20 protein-coding genes and 4 pseudogenes are annotated in these 16,486 nt (G+C 29.7%); 4 read left to right on the forward strand and 20 right to left on the reverse strand.

The genetic code is table 11. The features are described 5' to 3' along the window. The 3 genes and pseudogenes from B2G44_RS02385 to B2G44_RS00025 all read right to left on the reverse strand — a co-directional run. Positions 1-158, reverse strand: a pseudogene (locus B2G44_RS02385) (endonuclease); the annotation flags it as partial. Positions 159-733: 575 nt separating this feature from the next. After that, positions 734-1,255, reverse strand: coding sequence for an SVM family protein (locus tag B2G44_RS00020; protein WP_078122830.1), 522 nt, complete (start codon positions 1,253-1,255; stop codon positions 734-736). A gap of 35 nt (positions 1,256-1,290) precedes the next feature. Beyond that, the gene (locus tag B2G44_RS00025; protein ID WP_180372445.1) at positions 1,291-1,686 is read right to left on the reverse strand and encodes a hypothetical protein; all 396 of its coding nucleotides are present in this window, start codon (positions 1,684-1,686) and stop codon (positions 1,291-1,293) included. Positions 1,687-1,970: 284 nt separating this feature from the next. On the opposite strand from B2G44_RS00025, the gene B2G44_RS00030 reads away from it, so the two are divergent. The 3 genes from B2G44_RS00030 to B2G44_RS00040 all read left to right on the forward strand — a co-directional run bounded on the left by B2G44_RS00030 (position 1,971) and on the right by B2G44_RS00040 (position 2,935). After that, positions 1,971-2,324: a hypothetical protein gene (locus B2G44_RS00030; protein WP_078122832.1), complete on the forward strand. Its 354-nt coding sequence runs from the start codon at positions 1,971-1,973 to the stop codon at positions 2,322-2,324. Between the two features lie 3 nt (positions 2,325-2,327). Further along, complete coding sequence (locus B2G44_RS00035) at positions 2,328-2,591, forward strand: hypothetical protein (RefSeq protein ID WP_078122833.1); 264 nt, start codon at positions 2,328-2,330, stop codon at positions 2,589-2,591. Between the two features lie 92 nt (positions 2,592-2,683). Beyond that, a complete protein-coding gene (locus tag B2G44_RS00040) occupies positions 2,684-2,935 on the forward strand; it encodes an integrase core domain-containing protein (protein WP_180372446.1) in 252 nt (83 codons plus the stop codon). Positions 2,936-3,690: 755 nt separating this feature from the next. Here B2G44_RS00040 and B2G44_RS02390 read toward each other — a convergent pair. The 17 genes and pseudogenes from B2G44_RS02390 to B2G44_RS00115 form a co-directional block, all read right to left on the reverse strand. Then, positions 3,691-4,320, reverse strand: a pseudogene (locus tag B2G44_RS02390) (phase variable surface lipoprotein). Positions 4,321-4,430: 110 nt separating this feature from the next. Further along, positions 4,431-5,711, reverse strand: a pseudogene (locus B2G44_RS00055) (toprim domain-containing protein). Between the two features lie 422 nt (positions 5,712-6,133). After that, complete coding sequence (locus tag B2G44_RS00060; RefSeq protein ID WP_078122836.1) at positions 6,134-6,415, reverse strand: Panacea domain-containing protein; 282 nt, start codon at positions 6,413-6,415, stop codon at positions 6,134-6,136. A 12-nt stretch (positions 6,416-6,427) separates the two neighbouring features. Continuing rightward, on the reverse strand, positions 6,428-7,930 hold the full coding sequence (locus B2G44_RS00065) for a DnaB-like helicase C-terminal domain-containing protein (RefSeq protein WP_078122837.1): 1,503 nt from the start codon (positions 7,928-7,930) through the stop codon (positions 6,428-6,430). A 6-nt stretch (positions 7,931-7,936) separates the two neighbouring features. After that, positions 7,937-8,560 (reverse strand): hypothetical protein, encoded by a 624-nt coding sequence (locus tag B2G44_RS00070; protein WP_078122838.1) that lies wholly within the window; start codon positions 8,558-8,560, stop codon positions 7,937-7,939. 34 nt (positions 8,561-8,594) lie between these two features. Beyond that, entirely contained in the window at positions 8,595-8,729 is a 135-nt protein-coding gene (locus B2G44_RS02395; protein ID WP_257616338.1) for a hypothetical protein, read from the reverse strand. A gap of 83 nt (positions 8,730-8,812) precedes the next feature. After that, positions 8,813-9,337 carry a dTMP kinase gene (locus tag B2G44_RS00075; protein WP_078122839.1) on the reverse strand — a complete coding sequence of 175 codons (525 nt, stop codon included), beginning with the start codon at positions 9,335-9,337 and terminating at the stop codon, positions 8,813-8,815. A gap of 75 nt (positions 9,338-9,412) precedes the next feature. After that, positions 9,413-10,054, reverse strand: coding sequence for a YqaJ viral recombinase family nuclease (locus B2G44_RS00080; RefSeq protein ID WP_078122840.1), 642 nt, complete (start codon positions 10,052-10,054; stop codon positions 9,413-9,415). A gap of 550 nt (positions 10,055-10,604) precedes the next feature. After that, positions 10,605-11,165 carry a hypothetical protein gene (locus B2G44_RS00090; RefSeq protein WP_004994619.1) on the reverse strand — a complete coding sequence of 187 codons (561 nt, stop codon included), beginning with the start codon at positions 11,163-11,165 and terminating at the stop codon, positions 10,605-10,607. A gap of 32 nt (positions 11,166-11,197) precedes the next feature. Then, entirely contained in the window at positions 11,198-11,518 is a 321-nt protein-coding gene (locus B2G44_RS02400; protein ID WP_257616339.1) for a hypothetical protein, read from the reverse strand. Next, a complete protein-coding gene (locus tag B2G44_RS00095) occupies positions 11,463-12,959 on the reverse strand; it encodes an AAA family ATPase (RefSeq protein ID WP_257616341.1) in 1,497 nt (498 codons plus the stop codon). The genes B2G44_RS02400 and B2G44_RS00095 overlap by 56 nt, the downstream gene beginning before the upstream one ends. A 48-nt stretch (positions 12,960-13,007) precedes the next feature. Beyond that, positions 13,008-13,496, reverse strand: a complete 489-nt coding sequence (locus tag B2G44_RS02405) for a hypothetical protein (RefSeq protein ID WP_257616342.1) — start codon at positions 13,494-13,496, stop codon at positions 13,008-13,010. A 42-nt stretch (positions 13,497-13,538) separates the two neighbouring features. Further along, complete coding sequence (locus B2G44_RS00100) at positions 13,539-13,829, reverse strand: HU family DNA-binding protein (protein ID WP_078122842.1); 291 nt, start codon at positions 13,827-13,829, stop codon at positions 13,539-13,541. Positions 13,830-13,959: 130 nt separating this feature from the next. Continuing rightward, complete coding sequence (locus B2G44_RS00105) at positions 13,960-14,790, reverse strand: DNA adenine methylase (protein WP_078122843.1); 831 nt, start codon at positions 14,788-14,790, stop codon at positions 13,960-13,962. Then, entirely contained in the window at positions 14,780-14,950 is a 171-nt protein-coding gene (locus tag B2G44_RS02285) for a hypothetical protein (RefSeq protein WP_180372447.1), read from the reverse strand. Before B2G44_RS02285 ends, B2G44_RS00105 begins: the two co-directional genes overlap by 11 nt. Positions 14,951-15,000: 50 nt before the next feature. Continuing rightward, a pseudogene (locus tag B2G44_RS00110) lies at positions 15,001-15,330 on the reverse strand (single-stranded DNA-binding protein). After that, the gene (locus B2G44_RS00115) at positions 15,330-15,929 is read right to left on the reverse strand and encodes a sigma-70 family RNA polymerase sigma factor (protein ID WP_078122844.1); all 600 of its coding nucleotides are present in this window, start codon (positions 15,927-15,929) and stop codon (positions 15,330-15,332) included. Before B2G44_RS00115 ends, B2G44_RS00110 begins: the two are co-directional and overlap by 1 nt. Before the next feature lie 127 nt (positions 15,930-16,056). Here B2G44_RS00115 and B2G44_RS02290 point away from each other — a divergent pair, with 127 nt between their 5' ends. Further along, a complete protein-coding gene (locus tag B2G44_RS02290) occupies positions 16,057-16,200 on the forward strand; it encodes a hypothetical protein (RefSeq protein ID WP_180372448.1) in 144 nt (47 codons plus the stop codon). The last annotated feature ends 286 nt before the right edge of the window (positions 16,201-16,486 follow it).

Here is a 16,486-nt window from a genome sequence, read left to right on the forward strand (position 1 = left end):
TAACCTTGTGGAGCTTTAGTCAGTTTATCACGAACTAATTGTTCCAGGGGACGAAAGGGATCTAATCCTGTAATGGAAGCGATTTCGGAAGCGTTAATATATTTTCTTCGGTGTTGATACCATAATTTGGTACTTTGATTTAAGTTTTTGATGCGCATCATAATTATTCTTTCTTAAATATTTTCTTTAATAATAATAAAAGATATTTTCCTAAATAATAAAAGAAACAAAAAAGGTGATAAAGACATTTAAAAAGAAAATCAATTAAATATAAAAGATGAGGAAGAAATAGTAAAATAATCATTAATAAACCTAAGTTTAACCATTGATTTTGATAAGTGAAGAAATAATGGCTGATAATATTAAGAACATTATTTAACTTAGTTAGCCAAGTATTAATTAAATTCCACATGATGATTTGGTTTCTTCGTTGTTAAATATTGGTAAAATTGAACCACTATTCCTTGTTTTAATTGGTGAATACTTAGTTTAACAGTGAAAAGATAGAATTTAATGACATAATAAATGATGATAACGGGAATAAACGAAAGCAAAGTAATGATGAAAAAGATGAAATTACTAGGTAAAGATGAAAAGATTTTTTTTATTAACATAGTTTTTTTGTTTCCTTTCTAAGTTTGTGTTGTTGTTAAATAAAAAAAGACCCTGAAGGGTCTTGATTAAAATAGTAAATGTTTATATTAAATTATTCTTTAGATGATTTTATTAATTATTAATAACTAGTAGATGCATTATTTTGGTTATCTTTTTGATAAATTTTTAAAAAATTATTTAATCTTTGTTCTCTTCTATTTAAACAACCGACTTGTCTATTTAGATGTATAAGTTCTAAAATAGTTTGAATTTGAACATTACCGTTAGAATTTAATATTTGAATAATTGTATCGTTACGTTTATCAATAAAATTATTCATTTGTTCATCAATTATGTTTCTTTCGGTTAAAGTATGAATACGTCCTTTAACTTCATTAATAGCTTCATGATTTAAACGAATTTTATTATTAAAAGATTCTAACATTATTTCTTCATGATATTCAATATTTATAATTTTAGCTATATTTTGTTCTTGTTCTTCTAATAATTTATTTAATTTTTCGTTTAATTCATTAAGTTCATTTGATGAATTATTATTACCCATTCCCATAATTTTATGATTATTAGTTATTAATAACAATCCTAATAAAACAAATAAGTAAAAACCTATTATTTTAAATTGATTTTGTAATTTAATCATTAATTAAAACTCCTTTTATTTTTATTCTTTTTTTATCACCAGTCATTGCTGGTTCTTTTATTATATGCGGCTTCTCGGGCTTTGTCGTTATTGTGTTTACCTTGGTAAAGAGATAAAGTTTTACGGACAGGGTTGAAGTGGAGATGGAAAATTTCGTTTTTAAATTCTGAATTTTCCAACCATGCGCGGCCAAGGTAATAGTCTTTGTCTTCGTCTAAGAAGCATTTAGAGCCTTTGTATTTAATGATTAAGTAATTACCTCCTGGGCCTTCGTTGAGTTGTTTTTCAAATTTTACATATAAATATAATTGACTGTCAACTTCTTTATCAAAAAGAGAAAATTTAAATCCATTGGCTGTGGTCATATCATAAGTAATGGCTTCTTTATTCCAACGGTCGAAAGGACGCACTGAACCCATATTTTGTGACAACTTTTAAGAATATTAATAATCATCTCAATCACTATTTAAGTCGGAAATATCTCAGCTTTTCTCGTGAACCAAACTTTTTGGAACTGCGCTATTTGTAGAAAGTTAAATATCCAATAAAAGTTACTCAAGACAAAAACCAAAATTATTTTACCTCCTCACTTATTAGTTAACCAAAAAAAAGAAAAAAATCGCCTCTAAAATAAATTATTTTTTCATTTTAGCTCATTTATTTCCGATAAGGATGGTAAAATGGCACTATCTTAAATAAAGGAAAAAAGTTGCGCATGTTAATCCCGAAACAAATTGAATTATTACAAACAATCATTCTTTATCAACGCCCCGATTTATCAAAAATAATGTTACTTTTAGTCAAAGTTTACCGCCAAACTTTAACGATTACCCAGATTTTAAATCTTTTAAAAATCAAAAGGCATCTTTATTATTATTGGCGGAAAAGTCAAAAAGCTCAACAAAAACGTCAACATCGTTACCAATTAATTACTAAAAGAGTGGGGTTATTATGTCCAAAGTATCATTATGCTTGTGGTTATCGCAAAATTACGGTTTTATATCGAGAATTTTTTCAAGAAATTGTCAATCATAAAATAATTTTAAAAATTATGAAAACTAATAATTGATTAATGAAATGGCGACGTCCGCATACGAAAAACCAAATTTTTCACCAACATGTCGCTTATCAACCTAATTTAATCAAAAACCATTTTGTTACCGATAAACCTTTGACCAAACTTTATACCGATTTAACTTGTTTCCCAACAACCCAAGGATTATTATGGGTTTCAGTTATTTTAGATGGTTATCATCAAGAGATTTTAAGTTTAAAAACTAGTTTAAAACCTAATTTAAAGTTAATTAAAGCGACTTTTAAGTTTTACCTTCGCTAAATAAACCTTGTATTATTCATTCGGATCGGGGTGGTAGTTATAGTAGTCGCATTTGGCAACAAACTTTACAACAAAAAGGCTTTTTAATTAGTATGTCCCGCCCTGGTTGTCCCAATGATAATGCCCCGATCGAATCCTGGTTTAGTAATTTAAAAGGGTGGTTTAAAAGTCGTTATGGAGATTGGTATCACTATTCTTTTGGGGAAATAATAAAAAAAATTCAAACTTTTAAAAGTTTTTATAATCACAAATGGCCTATCAAGAAACTTAATTATCAAAGTCCCCTTCATTATTTACAAAATTATCAAGAAAAAAAATCTCAACTTAAGACTAAGATTAATTAATCAAACTAAATAAATAATTATTTATGAACAATCAAAATTGCTTTTTTATTAAATATATTTATGATAATAAAATAAATAATTATGTTTTTGTCTAGTACAAAAACAATTCCTAATCGTTATTAATACTAGGTAAAAATTTTATAAAAAGGAGTTAATTGATCATGAATAATTTTATTAAATTTATTGAAATAGTATTATTTTTTTGGAGTTTATATGGGATTTTTGTTAATTTTTTAATTCCTTTATATTTTATATGGTTTAAAAATTATAGGTTTTATGGCTTAAGAGATAAAAATATTCCCACTAATATTAATCATCTAAACAAAACCGCTTATATTCATTTTATTTCTTTTATTAAATCATTACTTACTTTAATTGTTATATGTAAAGATTTTATAATTTTAATAAATAGCGTTTTAGCACTATTTTAGTCAATATACAAACACACTAACCTTGGTTAGGCCATTTTTTAAAAATTTAAATAAATTTAAAATTAATATAATTAAAAGAACCAAATTATTTTCTTACGCAAGGATTTTATGATATCGATTTTATGATATCGATAACAATAATGATTAAGAATGATGATGCGATAATATCAAATATCGAGTATCATTATCGATATAAAATATAAAGTATCCCTCCTTCAAGAAGCTAATGTTTAACTAGGTTATTTAAAAAGGCAAATAATGATAAAATGATGAGTGAATGATGATAAAATGATGAGTGAATGATGATAAAATGATGAGTTAATTTTATGATTTTTCTTTTTTTAAATATCTTTTATAATCAGGACGTAACTTTTTCACCCGATAACCTTGTGGAGCTTTAGTCAAAAAAGATTGGATAAATTTTAAATCTTCTTGACGATAATAAATAATATTTAAACCCTTTTTATAGTTAGTTTTGATAGGTTTATGATATTTATCTAACTTATTCGGATCTAGAGGATATAATTGTAAAGTTACTAATTTAGAAACATCGATTTTGCCAATTAATGTTTTGATCTGATTTTTCTTTTCATTTTGATAATTGATTTGGAAAAGGGGATAGTGGTTTTGAAGGCGATTATTATGGCTTTTAAGCGGGGTTAAATCCGTAAGTAATAGTTTACTATTACTAGCAGATAAATTATCTTTAATTAAGGCAATTTTTAATTATTTAATTTCTTCTAATATGCGGGAATCCACAAAAAGGGTTTGATTTCGCGGACGATAATTCGCCTCTTGATAAGTATTTTTCTTTTTGGAATGGGCAACAATGGTGAGATTAATTAAATCGGTTTTTTAAGCTGATTAACAAGTTTTTAACGGGGGTTAATCATTGGGAGTGGTTTGGTTATTTCTCCCCCCCATGCTAATTTCTTGATGGGTGTTATTTTTCATCTTTTGTCTCCTTGGGGTTTAAATTTTTTACTACTAATTTAATTTTTTTAAATAATATAAGCTAGTTTCTTGACAAACAGTTATAGTGCGTTCTTTTTTTTGTCCTAGATTTAATTTTTAATAATGACGCGGTCTTCGCCAAAATAACGAATCGCTAAATCGGTTAGGTTATTCTTTTTCGCCTCTTCATAAGTGAGGTAAGGGTCTAAAAAACATTTTTGATAAGCTTGTTTTCCGAATTGTCTTAATAAATCATCAACATCTTTACAAGTTCGGTCGTAAGGGGGCAAAATTCTTCGGATTTTATAAGGAATTTGTTGGGAAGTTAGTTGTTCGCCCAAAACTTCACTCCGTTTTTGGCCTGTTTCGTCATTATCTAAGGCAATAATCACTTTAAACTTTTCTTTTTTAATAATTTCTAGTTGGGATTGGGAAAGTAATTGGGCGACACAAATGAGACCAACCACGTTTTTAATATTGTTTTGCCAACAACTTATCACATCAAAAAAACCTTCATGAATAATAAGGATTTTCGTTTTTTTAATATCTGGTAACGCTGCGAAAAAACGATAACTGAAATGAAAAGTGGGAGTTTGACTAAAATTAGTTAAAGCTTGATATTTGGGTTGAAAGTAAGAAACTTCGCGGAAATGGTTTTGATAAAAATGAAAGGTTTGCTGATAACCATTTTCAATGGGGATAATGATCGAACCATGAAAAGTATCGTGAACATATTTTTTCCCTTGGCGACTAGTTTTGGCTTTGATCAAGCCATATTCTAATAATTGATCCAGATTAATCTTTTGCTTTTGACAGTAATTGAGGAAGCGGAAAGATAAGGGTTTATCAGATAACGGGGCATAACCTAGTTTAAATTCTTTAATAGTTTCTAGAGTTAATTTTCGTTTTTGAGTTAAATAAGTTAATCCTAGTTGACTTTCGTTATTGCGATTAGCAGTTAACAAATAATGATAATGATCACGAATTTGGTTGAATAAAGGTGAAATTTCTTGAAATAATTGTTGCTTTTTAACATTAATTTTTTGTTCGTCAACTGGTTGTTTTGGTTTCAAAGGAGGAGATGGTTGTTGCCAAGGATTAGTAGTAGTTTTCGTTATTGATTTTTCTTGGTGTACTAAAGTTTTAAATTCTTGAGTTTTCATAAAGTTATTAATTCTAATGAGGGCTTGTGAAAAGTTTTTGCTTCCTCTCAGCGCCAGATAAACATCAACAATATCATAATCTTTCCCACATTTTCAACAATGAATTTTGTTAGTGGAAGTGAAATGGCAACAAGTGGGATTTTGGCCTTGATGAAGGGGACAAGGGAAACGGTGGTTAATATTAAAGTTTTGAGGTAAAATTTTTAATTTTTTTAACAAAACAATCATCGGAAAGTGGCTTTGAATGTATTAAATTTGTTCTTGATAATTCATGGATTTGGCTCCTCATCATATATATATCGTTGTTTAAAAACAAAAAAGCCCCTGGAAAGTGGCTATGGGAATGGGTATAAAAAAAGACTCTCATTTGAGAGTCTTTGCTGGAATTGATTGATAAGGAGAATATTTTTTAACAAAAGAATAACGAAATTTAGCTTGGAAACCCCCTAAGATTACTTTATTTTTTTGAAATTTTTCGTAAAATATTTTTTTATTATTTCGTCTTTCATAACATTTTTAGACCAATCTTCGTTATTATCCCAAGCCATTCGCCAAAAGGAGTTTCTTGATGTGCCAAATTAGATAAACTAGGATCTTTTTTTGGCCATATAATTTTATTATTCTATCCATTAACACACAATGTGCCTGAGTTAAATGTTTTTCTTCTCCTTTTTTAGTTCCGTGAGAAATGGGTTATAAGTATAATGTTTGAATTCGTTATATAAATGAGGGAAAACAGGGCCGTGAAGCCAGGCTTCGATTGGCTCCTTAAAAATTGGTTGATTATTTTCAACTAAATATTTAGCATATGTATAATAAACCAGTTTTTGTAATTTCATATTGGTGATTTTACTTTTATTTGTTTTAATAATATAATTGGCAACATCAAAAATGGTGATTTTATCATCTCCTTTTATTTGGTTTTCAATCATCTTTTCCTCTTTTTAATCATCTTCATCATCATCTTCAGCATAAGGTAAAACATAACCGATTTCTTGAAAGGTTTGGGTAGTCATTTCAAAATGATAAAGCAAGTCTTTTTTGGCGCCACTCCGATTCTTTTTAATGGCTAATTCAATGATTTTTTGGGATTCATGACCACGCGCTGTGGCATATAATTGTTGGCAATCACAATTATAAATATTAAAAGGCTTTTCGCGGGTTTTACTTAATTTCGGTTGGAATTCCGCCATCATTAAGACCAGATCGGAATTGGTTTCAATGCCGCCACTCCCTTTTAAAGCGGTAATCGCAGGGGATTTTCCTGAATAATTATGGTAAGTATCGCGAGAAAATTGGGAGAGAATAATAACGACGATCTTTAATTCCACAGCCAGTTTTTTTAATTTCGTCATAATTTCGTCAATGGCCAGACGATCATTTTCTAAATGATGAGTTGCTTTGGCAATTTGGAGATGATCAATCACCACAATTTCTATTTGTTGTTCTAAATGGTGCCGATAAACTAAATCCAGGACATAATCAATGTTTTTGGTACGATCATAGCTAAAAGTAATCTTCAGATTGTTCAAGAAGGGTTGAACTATTTTCATCCTTTCCGTGTAAAGGGCAGGAGAAATTCCTGTTTCTTCCCAGTTTTTGGCGAAAATAACTTCGAGGGGGATTTGGGTTAAGTTCGCTAATAAACGACTTAAATTTTCCGCTAAAGTCATTTCATAAGAAAAAACCAAGATATGGGGGTAATGATTCGTTTCTTGCCACTTAGTTTGGGAAATATCTAAGAGTAGATGGTAAACAAAACTAGTTTTCCCTAAACCCGTATAACCGCCAATCGTAATCACTTGGCCTTTTTTAAAGCCGTTAGTGGTTTGATTTAAACCACGGAAGTTTTCGGATAAACGATAATATTCGGCGCGGATCATTTCTTGGGCTTGACGATCAGTTTTAAAAAATTCAGGATGAACGGTAGCCATTTGGGGGATTGTGAATAAGGTTTGGTCGGACTGGTGGGGAATCCAAGCCATAAATTTTCTTAATTTAGCGAAAATTTCTTGGTAGTAGAGATGGCGATGATAAGGATCGGGATGATCAAAAGTAGGTTTAATTATTTTTAAGAGTTGTTGGAAGAGTTTTTCTTGGGTATAAGTATGTTTTAAGTTAGTTAAGCAATCTAAGTTATTTTCTTGGCAAAGATCATCATTTAAAAAAGCTAAAGATGTGTTAGTAAAATGATCTTGAGGAAAATGGGTTTGGAGATAAGTTAGTAATTGGGGAAGGAGCGCAGCGGAGGATGGGCTTTGATCCACTGGGGGGAGAGAGGTTTTTTCTAAAGTTAAATATTTTAAGGCTTGAAATATTTGACGATGTTGAGGCTCGCAAAACCATTGGGGATCAATTAGATCAAAATAAAACTGTAATTGTTCCCTTTTGTTTTGGTTTAGATAGGTGATAATTTGTTTTAGGGCTTTTTGTTCATTGGTTAACATGGCCACTTAACTCCTTTTGGCTTTTTTAATGATATTAATATCGGGAAAAGGAATAAATTGGTTTATCCTTAAAGTGTGTAAGAAGTGATTAGCACGCGGAGAAAATAAGTTAATGACTTGATTAATCCCGAGGATTTTCCCTTGGTTAATTTTCTTGTTTAATCTTTGGGCTTCTACCGTATTATTAGTTAATAAATAAAATTCAAAACGCGTATCGAGTTTTTTGAGTTGTTGGGCTTCGACTACGGCTTGTTTATAACGGTCCCGTAAACAAGTTTTAAAATTAAACGCGATAATTCGTTTGGTTTTCGTAAATAACACTAAATCAAATTTAATATCAGGAATAAAGAATAAATAAGCTTGAGGATATAAATTGCTAATTCCTTGGTGTTGAAAATAGAATAAAATAAGATATTCATTTATTTTACCGCGAATTACTTTTTGACTTTGGGAGTTGTAGTGGTGATTGATGAAATATTGATTTAAGAAATGATGATGTTGGACCATATATTCGTGAAAAGGATGATTGAAGAGAGTGGGATTGATGATCAGTTTTGTGATTTGAACACATAAAGATTGCGGCTTAAAAACTTTAATCTGTTCAAAAGCTAAATTAGTGAATGGCTTCATGGATTTTTTTCCTTTCTCAATAAAAAAAGACCTTTTAAGGTCTTTTATTCTTAATTTTTTTGGTTTTCCAAGTGACAGTGCCATCAGGTTTGATGGTTTTAATTTTGCCGTTGCTATAATAGATATATAAATTACCATTTTGACATTTTTTCTTAGTGATAATAGCCATTATTTGCTCCTAAATATTTCATAATTTTTTTGATATTTGCTAGCATGGGATCATTTCCGTTTAAGATTAATTTTTTCATGCCCCTAGTATAATGAGTAAGATAATGTTGGTATCCTTGACGAACGGTTTGAAAATAAGTTAACGGTTTTTTGTTCGATGAAATCACTTTGGTGGTGGGGTTGGCTTTGTTTTCTTTTTAAACCCCTGCTAGGATCAATATCTAAATAAATTAATAAATCAGGTTTGCTTAAGATAGTTTCATGATGGATCTGAAAGATCTTTTTTAATGGTAAAAGTTGTCGCTTTTCCTCGGAAAAAGGAAATAATTGGTAAGCATAGGTAGATGGTAACCAACGATCGCAGATAATTAATGGGTGGTTGTTAAATAATTCCGCTTGAATTTGAGCCATATTGGCCAAACTTAAATAAAAACGGGTGAGATAATCTACTTGGGGAAAATTTAAAAATAAATCTCTAATTTCCTTACCAATCGTGCTACTGCCTAATCCTTGATAAACTTGAGGACAAGGAGTTAATTGCTGAAAAAGCGCTTGAATCAGCGTTGTTTTGCCACTCCCATCTAAGCCTTCAAAAACAATTAATTTCATTATAGTTTCTCCTTTAAAGTCAATTTTAGGCATAAAAAAAGACCTTCTTGATGAAGGTCTCAAAATATTAATTAATTATTTGATTTTACTTAATTGTTTTAAATAAGTGGTTTGAGCTAATTCTTGTTTAGTGTTGTTTAAAAGGGCTAAATATTTTTGACTATCTTGAATCATTTTCGTGATAAAGGTGTGTTCTTGATAAATCCGCACCACATAATAATGAGTGTCCTGAAAATAAACTAAAAAGTAAACGAATTTTGCTTGGGAACAAAAAAGTTGGCATTGGACTTGAGCCCAGTAATATTTGGGGATATTTTCTAACTCAGGGTAAGTTAAAAAACTAGTCCAAGTGCTAGAAACTGCTTGGTTTTCATTCACAAAAGGACATTTAATTTCTAAAACTGCTCGTTGGTCCTCATTATAACCATCTAAAGAAGCGGAAAAAAGGTGAACTTGATCATCGACAAAGATAGCATCTTCAAAAGGTAAATTAGTTTTTTGGCTGAAAAACGCTCTGGCGATCGGTTCCATTTTTTGCCCATGGAGAGTATATTGATTAGCGGTAAAAGGGGCACCAAAGAGTTTATCATGGACCAACTGTTCTCGCGAACGAAAAGGATCTAATCCTGTAATGGAAGCGATTTCGGAAGCGTTAATATATTTTTTACGATGTTGGTACCATAATTTGGTCCGTTGATTTAAGTTTTTAATGCACATTATGATTATTCTTTCTTAAAAATTTTTTTCAATAATAATAACAGATATTTTCCTAAATAATAAAAGAAACACAAAAGGTGATAAAAAACTTTAAGGATAAAATCAATTAAAGATAATAAATGGGGAAGAAATAATAAAATAATTGTGAATAAACCTAAATTTAACCATTGATTTTGGTAAGTTAAGAAAGAACTACTTATTCGCTGAAGCAGATGGTTTATCTTGGTTAACCAAGGATTAAAAAGATGCCACATGATGATTAGGTTGCTTGGTGGTTAAATATTGGTAAAATTGGACCATGATGCCTTTTTTGGAGGTGACGGATACTTAATTTAACGGTAAAAAGATAAAATTTAAACACATAATAAATGGTGGTTAGCGGAAATAACAACAATAAGGTAATGATAAATAAAAGGAGATTATTTGGTAAAATTGGTAAGATTTTATTAATGAACATAGGTTTTTATTTCCTTTCCAAGTTTGTGTGTTAAATAAAAAAAAGACCCTGAAAAGGATCTTTTAATTAAAATAGTAAATGTTTATTATTAAATTATTTTTTTATAATTTTATTTTTGATTTTAATTAATATTAAAGAAACAATAGATATTAATGACAAAATTAAGCCATAAAATAATAAATTACTTAAACTTATATTTAAATCTATAATTTGATAAGGGGATTTGCGCCAAATAACACATAATATCCAATATAAAAAAGGATGAATCAACCCAATATAAAAATGTTTTAATTTTAACGATGTTTTGTTTAAAAAAAAGTAATAATATGAAAATATTAAAGGTAAAAATATATGTTCTAAATGAGCGACTAAAATTTCAAAAGAATTTCTTTGATGATAAAGATGTTTATTTTCTATTTTAAAATTGTAAAACAAAAGTAATAAACAATCAATTAAACAAATAAAACTTAAATTTTTTTTTATTTTAGATTTTACAGGTAAATATAAAATAACAAAATAAATATTGGTTAATAAAATAGTTTGTCGTGTAAATAAATATAAAGAATAAAAAGGTTTATGAAAACCTTTAGTTAAACCTAATATTAAAATTATTAAATTAATTATTAGTAAAATTTTTCTATTTGTTTTTTTCATAATTATATTTTATACATAGGATTATTATTTTTTTAATTATTATTGTTTTGAGATACAGTGTGATGTTTATCTTGATAAAGGGATAAAGTTTTTCTTTTTGGGTTAAAGTGAAGATGGAAATAGGTTAATTCGAAGTTATCATCGTGAACAAAAGCCTCGCCAAGATAATAGTCCTTGTCGTCTTCTAAGAAGTGTTTAGGGCCTTGGTATTTAAGGATTAAATAATTGCCACCTGGACCTTCGTGTTGTTGTTTTTCAAATTTTACATATAAATATAATTGACTGTCATCTTTTTTATTAAAAGAAGCAGTTTCGAATCCGTTTAAAGTGGTATGGTTTATAAGTATCACCATCTTTATTCCAGCGGTCAAAAGGATGACGATCTTTGATGTAACAAACTAAGTTAGTAGGTTCTTTTTGGAGTTCACGACGATTTTCGACTAGCTTTAATTCTTTTCTTAAAGTTTCTTCACGAGCTTGAAAAGTTTTAAGATTATTTTTAATATCGATGATTTCTTGATTTTTATCCTTAATGGTTTGTTCGTATTTGTCAGGTTTTTGGTTTAAAGTGACTAATTCTTGTTCTAATTGTGGAATTTTATTTTCTTGGTGGATTTTAATTAATTGCTGATTAATAGCATTTAATTCCGCTTGGATTTGAGCATAGCGACGTTGGTAATAGTTAATGCCATTTAAACCATGGAAGGTATAATAACATTCAATTTTTGTTTCATCTTTTGGGTTATCTAAATATTGTAAGATGCCTTGACGCCATTGGGCGTATTGGTTTTCACATGCTATTCTTCTTTGTTTAACTTGCTGAGCATCCCGTTTTATTTTTAATTTCAAATTTAAAACTTCTTCGAGGTCTGAAGGTAACATCACTTCATGAGTTTGGGGATTTTGTTGTTGCCATTTAGCGGTTTTTTTGTAAGCTTCTTCGATGATCGTCGTTAAATCCCGATTTGAAAAGTTTTTTCCTTGGCATAATTGGGCAATCTCTTTTAAAGCTAAGAAAGTATGATAACTAATTTGATAAGGAACAATAATATGTTTTAGATAACCTTCAATTTCAGTATCTTTTAAATGTCCAATATAGATTTCTTTACTAAAACGACTACGTAAAGCAGGATCAATTTTCGCAAGATTATTGGTGGCTCCCATTAAAACAATTTTTTTATCTGAGCGCTGAAAGCCATCTAACTTATCTAAAAGGGTATTGACAATATTGGCGCTCACCGAAGAAGTATTGCGATCACTGCGATTAGGTAAGCCATCAATTTCATCAATAAAGATAATGGTACGCTCATAATTTTCTGCTTCTTGCCAAATTTTTTCTAAAACTTCTTTGCCTTCCCCAATGTATTTTTGATCTAGTTTGGCAGGAATTAAATTAATAAAGTGCACATTCGCTTCGCCACACAGGGCTTTGATTAAAAAGGTTTTGCCTGTGCCTGGGGGGCCATAAAGTAAATAACCTTTGGGGCGGACGTGATCGAAGTTAATTAAAGATTGGTTGGTACGAAAATAAGTTAATAAATCTTCTAATTCTTCTTTTTCGCTTTCCATACCGTAAACATCTTTGAATGTCACTTGTTTTTTAAAATGCGAGAGTGGTTTATTTTCTTGTAAATGATTTAATTGCGTTTGTAAGTTTTGCTTTTGTTTTTCAAAAGCGATTTTTTGATCCGTTAAGAACATTTGAAAATTCTGGAAATTTTTTAACTCCGTTTGATTTTTTTGATATTCTGGTTGCGTTTTTAATTCTTCAATTCTTTTTTGATTCGCTTCCACATAATTAAGGGCTTGGTTTAAGCGGAAAATTTGTTGTTGGAGATTTTCTTAGGTTTGGAGTTGAGCTTTGGCTTGGGCTAATTTTTCTAATTCTTCTTGTTTGGCTTTTTGATTTTGGTTTAATGCTTTTCTTTGGGCGATTAAATTATCAATTAAGGTTTGTTGGTTTTGTTGTTGGGTTTTTAGTTCGGTTAATTGTTGGTGTTTTTGGGTTTTCATGTTTGGGGGTAATTGCGGGTTGTTAGTTAATTCGGTTCGGAGAGTTTTCATTTTGGTAACAATATCGGTTAAAGTTTTCACATTTTCATCAATTTGGGTTTTTAAGGTTTGATCTTGTTGGTGAAGTTCTTGGATTTTGGCTTGTTCTAATTTGATTTGATGGTTGATCTCTTGTTGGCGTGGGGGTGACGGTTGGTTAGTTAAGGTTGGGGGTTTAGTTGGTTGATGAGAATGAGTGATGCCTAAAATGAATAAAATCAACAAACCTGAACTTAATAAACCCAGCAAACTCAAAGAGATTTTTTTGTTTAAGGACATAGATTACCGCCTTTCTTAGGTTTTCGCAAGAAAATAAGGAGGTTATTTTAAAATTAACGCTTTCACTTGGTTTTTAATGGTTTTAGATAATTTAAAAGTGACTACCGTTTTAGCAGGAATTTTAATTTTTTGGCCTATTTGAGAGTTTCGGCTGATTTGGGCTTTTCTTGATTTTAATTTGAATTTACCAATTTGAGGTGATAAAACTACTTCTTCATTAGTAGTGATTGCTTCGCTTAAAGTCTTTTCAAAAGTGTGGTAAAATTCTGTATTTTTGGTGATGGAGGTTTGTTGAGCCTCCGCGATTTTTTTAATTAATTCTTTTTTAGTCATTATTAGTTCTCCTTGGTTATTTTTCTTGTTAGGAACGGTCTTGTTTGGTGAAAAATAAGTCCCGCGATAAATTTCCGTTAACGCATCGCTCATTTTGAAAAATCTCCTTTTATTTATTTATTTATTAATCTTATATATAATTTTTAATAATGATTTCTTGATGGATGTTTTTTTGAGTGAGACAATGACTGGTTGTGGTTTTGGTTTTAATGAGGTTAGAGTTAGGGAATAAATTAAGAATTGGGGTTGTTTCGTAATTGGTATATAACCATTTGGCACCCCTTTTGATCGCTTGATGTAACGCCGTAGCTAATTGTTGCTGATCAGTAAAAGAAAATGGTTTTTGGTAAAAATCTTTTTCTTTCATCCCTTCATAGTAATAGGGGGGATTGATAAAAAGAAAATCGCCTTGTTGACTAGAGGCGATGATTTTTCGAAAATCCCTACAATATAAACCATGTTTGTTCTTTTGGAAGTGATGTTGGTAGGCGATTAATTGGTTTAAATTAATGATGGGCGTTTTTTGTTTCGGTTTATAACCAAAAGTTGCTTTTAAATTATTGTGGCGATCATAACGTGTAATCCCCCGAAAAGCGTATTTATTTAAAACATAAAAGATAGCTGACCTAGTTAATTTTTTGCTTTTTCGGGAATTTTGATTATATTGATTTAATAAATGCTTAAAGGCTTGTTTTTGTTGTGTTTGGTCACGATGTTGGTAAAGATAATTTTCTATCTTTTGGACCTTATGGACAAAATGATCAGGATTTTGGAAACTTTGACGCCACAGCGTGATTAATTCGGGATCGTAATCGTTTAAAATTGCTTTGGCGGGTTTTAAATAAAAATAAAGAACCCCACTCCCTAAAAAAGGTTCATAATAAGTTTTAAATGATTCGGGTAAATGGGGAATGATTTGGGGTAAAAGTTTTTGTTTACAACCGATCCAATTAATTTTCATCTGGACGCCATAAATAACCTAAAAAGCAAAGATCGGCAAAGATGCTAATGGTCGCGTTAAATTTTAATCCTAATTCCAAATCAAAAAATAAGATCATTATATTACTCATAATGAAAAATAAATAAGAAATGGTTAATAAAACCGGATAACTTATTTTCACTTTTTACTCCTTAATTAGTTATTTTTTGATTACTTATTAATTAGTTATCGTTAAAAAGGTAAATTGTCTAAAGGTTTATGATCTAAAAAGATGACATTTTGGAGAATCACTTTGGTCATTATTCTTGTTTGGCCTTGGTGATTTTGATATTTTTGGATTGATAAACTCCCTTCGACATATACTTTGGAACCTTTATGTAAATATTGACTCATGTTTTCCGCTAGTTTCCGAAAAGCGACACAAGGAATAAATTAGGCTTGTTCTTTGTGATTGACAGCTAATTGAAAATCAATTTTGGGGATTTGTTCGCGATGGCTATTAATATATTGTTTTTCTAAATCATGGCTCAAACAGCCAATTAATTGGACTTTGTTTAACATCATTTATGGCTCTTTCGATAATTTTTTTTTAATTTCTGAATCGCTTGCGCTTTCATATCTTCGACTTGTTTTAAAGATAAATTGAATTGTTTAGCAATTTCGGTGTTGGTATAACAGCTTTGGTAATTTTCATGGATATTACATAAAGGAATCCCAAAACTTAAATGAATAATTTTAAATTCCTTTGTACTTAATGTCGTCTTCATTTTTTTTAAAAAAAGTTCATGATGCCCTTGTTTTAACCAGTGTTGATGCGGTGTTAATAAGGGCGATGTTAAAGGATAATGATAATGATCTACCCAACTAACTAAAGTAATCGATTTAGTCATTTTTCGAATGGCTTCGGAAATCGCTTTCTGAAGATGGGGTTTCGCATAAGCTAAAAAATCATAACCTAAATCTATGTAATTATCGAGGGCTTTCATTAAGCTTAAAATTCCTTCTTGTTCTAAATCGGCGCGGGTTAAACAACGCGGATAATATTTAAATTGATAAACTAGTTTTTTAACTAAAGGTAGATGAAGTTCAATTAATTGATCTCGTATTGCTAAATTCTTTTTATTTTTTAAAAATTCTTTAAATAATTCTTGTCTTAACATGCAATTCCTTTCTAAAAATATTTTTAGAAAAGACAGGAAATTATTTTTTTTAGTCTTAGAAATAAAAAAAAGACTAACTTAAGAGTTAGTCTTCAAGAGTTTTTAAAAAATAAAAAGTGTCTAAAGTTTGGGAACACCTCACAGCATCTTATTGACTAATTTACTTTCGTCGCAATCCGCTTTTATGGTCTGCTGTAATCTGACATTCTTTCGTTTATCAGACCGACCATCTCCTTTCAGAGTTTATCGGCTCTGGCTATTAGTTAGATAGCACGAAATTTAGGCCTCTTTGGCGCCCTGTTAAATTTAGAGTTAATTGGAATTGATCGATTAAATAAAAAACCATTTTTTTATCAATTTGTTTAAACTTTTCTATCATTTTTTGTAATTATTTGATTTTTTTTAATTTTTGCGCCTTAAGACCAATTATCTTTAGCAATTTTGCAATTTTTTTTAAGTGCTTCAGCATATTCATCTTTTTTGTTAATAAATAAATAAAAATCCTTGGAAAGGTTATTAATTTAATAAATTTATTTATTTAATTAAATTTTTTTATT

The sequence above is a fragment of the Candidatus Phytoplasma citri genome (genome assembly GCF_002009625.1).
In the GTDB taxonomy this organism is placed as follows: Bacteria; Bacillota_I; Bacilli_A; order Acholeplasmatales; family Acholeplasmataceae; genus Phytoplasma; species Phytoplasma citri.

Excerpts from the sequence above, each read along its gene's own strand:
- B2G44_RS00070 (WP_078122838.1), bottom strand. The coding sequence starts at position 8,560 with ATGAAGCCATTCACTAATTTAGCTTTTGAACAGATTAAAGTTTTTAAG.
- B2G44_RS00100 (WP_078122842.1), bottom strand. The coding sequence starts at position 13,829 with ATGACTAAAAAAGAATTAATTAAAAAAATCGCGGAGGCTCAACAAACC.
- B2G44_RS00090 (WP_004994619.1), bottom strand. The coding sequence starts at position 11,165 with ATGAAAAAAACAAATAGAAAAATTTTACTAATAATTAATTTAATAATT.
- B2G44_RS00020 (WP_078122830.1), bottom strand. The coding sequence starts at position 1,255 with ATGATTAAATTACAAAATCAATTTAAAATAATAGGTTTTTACTTATTT.
- B2G44_RS00075 (WP_078122839.1), bottom strand. The coding sequence starts at position 9,337 with ATGAAATTAATTGTTTTTGAAGGCTTAGATGGGAGTGGCAAAACAACG.
- B2G44_RS00105 (WP_078122843.1), bottom strand. The coding sequence starts at position 14,790 with ATGAAAATTAATTGGATCGGTTGTAAACAAAAACTTTTACCCCAAATC.
- B2G44_RS00060 (WP_078122836.1), bottom strand. The coding sequence starts at position 6,415 with ATGATTGAAAACCAAATAAAAGGAGATGATAAAATCACCATTTTTGAT.
- B2G44_RS00030 (WP_078122832.1), top strand. The coding sequence starts at position 1,971 with ATGTTAATCCCGAAACAAATTGAATTATTACAAACAATCATTCTTTAT.
- B2G44_RS00035 (WP_078122833.1), top strand. The coding sequence starts at position 2,328 with ATGAAATGGCGACGTCCGCATACGAAAAACCAAATTTTTCACCAACAT.
- B2G44_RS00065 (WP_078122837.1), bottom strand. The coding sequence starts at position 7,930 with ATGTTAACCAATGAACAAAAAGCCCTAAAACAAATTATCACCTATCTA.
- B2G44_RS00080 (WP_078122840.1), bottom strand. The coding sequence starts at position 10,054 with ATGTGCATTAAAAACTTAAATCAACGGACCAAATTATGGTACCAACAT.
- B2G44_RS02395 (WP_257616338.1), bottom strand. The coding sequence starts at position 8,729 with ATGGCTATTATCACTAAGAAAAAATGTCAAAATGGTAATTTATATATC.
- B2G44_RS00115 (WP_078122844.1), bottom strand. The coding sequence starts at position 15,929 with ATGTTAAGACAAGAATTATTTAAAGAATTTTTAAAAAATAAAAAGAAT.
- B2G44_RS00040 (WP_180372446.1), top strand. The coding sequence starts at position 2,684 with ATGTCCCGCCCTGGTTGTCCCAATGATAATGCCCCGATCGAATCCTGG.
- B2G44_RS02400 (WP_257616339.1), bottom strand. The coding sequence starts at position 11,518 with ATGGTGATACTTATAAACCATACCACTTTAAACGGATTCGAAACTGCT.
- B2G44_RS02405 (WP_257616342.1), bottom strand. The coding sequence starts at position 13,496 with ATGTCCTTAAACAAAAAAATCTCTTTGAGTTTGCTGGGTTTATTAAGT.